Source organism: Aeromonas sp. HMWF014 (assembly GCF_963878295.1).
GTDB classification, from domain to species: Bacteria; Pseudomonadota; Gammaproteobacteria; order Enterobacterales; family Aeromonadaceae; genus Aeromonas; species Aeromonas popoffii.
The window spans coordinates 1-2053 of sequence record NZ_CAWNYS010000284.1; the positions used below are offsets into that span (position 1 = coordinate 1).

The window sequence follows — 2053 nt, forward strand, 5'->3', positions numbered from 1 at the left end:
CAGCCGGACAGTGCAGCCGCACATGGAAGTGGCTGAAGTGGCCGACCCAGGGACGTAGCTTGGCGACCCAGGGTTCATCAGCGGCCCGCTTGCACACCTCGCCCTTGAGCACCGGATTGATAAAGATGCGGGCAACCTCGGGCTTGCTGGCCGCCAGGCGCAGCAGTTCCAGTTGCTGGGGACCGAAACGTCCCGGCAAGACCCGGTAACTGGGCTCGTCGATCAGCGCCCACTCTTTGGGGGCATCCTGTTCCCATTTGCTGATGGGCTGGTTGGCCATCCGGAACCAGATGTCGGCATCGAGCCCGGTCTGGTGGCTGCGATGGCCCGAGCTGAAAGGGCCGCCGTGGGCCATGGCCAGATCGGCGATATAGAGATCCGGCATGCCGGCCATCCGGGTCTGGTTTGCCAGGGTCGTGAGATAGTGAATAAGGTCGGGGTGACCGTAGTAGCGCAGTCGTTTGCTGCGGATCACCTGATAGCCGGGCCCTGTCAGCGGGAGGGCCATGCTATGTTTGAGGCAGCCGGCCGAATAGCCGCCAATGGCTTCAGGAGCGATTGGGTGGGCACCGGCATGCAGGGCACTGGCCATGAACAGCAGGGTGGTAGCAAGCATGAGACTCCCGACAATTACGCTAAGAGGTGGGCTCAGATAACCCCAATCATATCAAGAGTCTGGCGAGGTCGTCACCCGACTTGCCGGTCGGGTTGCATCTTGGCGTCCGGCTCCCGCACAATGCGCGACACATCTAGGTGAGCGCACGAGAACATAAGGAGAGCGAGATGAAGGTGAGTGAGCTGGTGGATAAGGCGGGGCTCTGTTGCCTGATGCCTCCCGCCCGACGTTTTTATCCTGTGATGGGGATCTTGCTGCTGGCGAGTCTGGTGACTGTGCTGGCCGCCGTCGGCCTGGGCTATCCGGCGATGGGGCTGCTGCCTTGGGTGGGGGTGGTGTTTGGCGGCATAGTGCTGTTGATGATGGTGTTGCCTCGCAACTGGCAGCGCTGGCGACTGGCCGAACTTGCCTGGGACGACGAGCGCCTCTACCTGCTCAATGGCAGCGATGACAGGGCGCTGGCTCTGCCAAGAGCGGCTCTGGTCGGCATTGAGCGGGATCGCACGGTGGGCCACGACGGCCAGTGGCTGGCGTTCAGCCTGGATCTTCGGCTCGATGGTGAGCAGCTTGCGGCGGCGACCAAACTGATGGGGCTAGGTCGTGAGGGCACCCACGAAGTCGCACCCGGCATTTATCGCTTTGGCTTTAAACGGGCCTGGCATGGTCGCCGCGCACTCAAGGAGATGCTCAAGGCGCTGCTTCCCATGTGAGCTGACTATTTTCTCGACAATCCGCCTCAAAGCTCAGATACTGCCAGTGACTCGAATTGATCTTGCCTGTTCTGTTCACCCAAGAGATCAATGGCTTGAGTGAACAAAACGGGGAGTGCCTCGGCATGATGCCCTGGCAGGTCCGGCATGGAGGGTGTGCCCTTACTTCTGTGTTGGTGATTGGATAGAGAAGGCACCTTGAATCGAGAGTGGATGGCATGAAGATTTACGTAGGTAATCTGTCGTACCGGATGACGGCCGACGAACTGACAACCGTGTTCAGCCAATTTGGGCAGGTAGAAAAGGTCGATATCATCATCGATCGCGATACCGGTCAGTCCAAGGGGTTTGGCTTTATTGAAATGCCTGTCAATGGCGATGCTGAGAAGGCTATCGCCGGTTTACATGGCACCGAAATCGGTGGCCGCACCATCACAGTCAACCAAGCCAAACCGAAGACAGATGCACCACGTGGTCGCCCCCAGCGTCATCGTTGAGTTGCCTTGATAATGCAGAACGGCATGGGTATCCCCCATGCCGTTTTTGTTGGTGCGTTATGCCACTGCCATACAGGGTCAGGGCACGTCATACCCGAGCGCCGCCTTGCGAATGCGGAACCACTGCTGGCGGTTGAGCACGATGGACTCGGCGGCCACGGCGGCGGCGATCCGCTCCCGCTTGCCTGAGCCTATCAGCGGCAACGGCTGGCTTGGCAACATCATCACCC

General features: G+C 60.0%; 3 protein-coding genes and 1 pseudogene. 2 read left to right on the forward strand and 2 right to left on the reverse strand.

Annotated elements, in window-relative coordinates:
• The coding region (locus tag AAC083_RS11640; protein WP_108536677.1) for a penicillin-insensitive murein endopeptidase at positions 1-616 on the reverse strand (616 nt) is incomplete at its 3' end.
• 167 nt (positions 617-783) lie between these two features.
• Here AAC083_RS11640 and AAC083_RS11645 point away from each other — a divergent pair.
• Positions 784-1326: a hypothetical protein gene (locus AAC083_RS11645; RefSeq protein WP_042034362.1), complete on the forward strand. Its 543-nt coding sequence runs from the start codon at positions 784-786 to the stop codon at positions 1324-1326.
• Between the two features lie 218 nt (positions 1327-1544).
• Positions 1545-1823: an RNA recognition motif domain-containing protein gene (locus tag AAC083_RS11650; RefSeq protein ID WP_080741091.1), complete on the forward strand. Its 279-nt coding sequence runs from the start codon at positions 1545-1547 to the stop codon at positions 1821-1823.
• A gap of 78 nt (positions 1824-1901) precedes the next feature.
• Here the strand turns inward: AAC083_RS11650 and AAC083_RS23055 are convergent.
• Positions 1902-2053 (reverse strand): annotated as a pseudogene (locus tag AAC083_RS23055) (aldo/keto reductase); the annotation flags it as partial.

What these genes read in the sequence shown, in the direction of transcription:
- AAC083_RS11645 (WP_042034362.1), top strand. Translation starts at nt 784, where the DNA reads ATGAAGGTGAGTGAGCTGGTGGATAAGGCGGGGCTCTGTTGCCTGATG.
- AAC083_RS11650 (WP_080741091.1), top strand. Translation starts at nt 1,545, where the DNA reads ATGAAGATTTACGTAGGTAATCTGTCGTACCGGATGACGGCCGACGAA.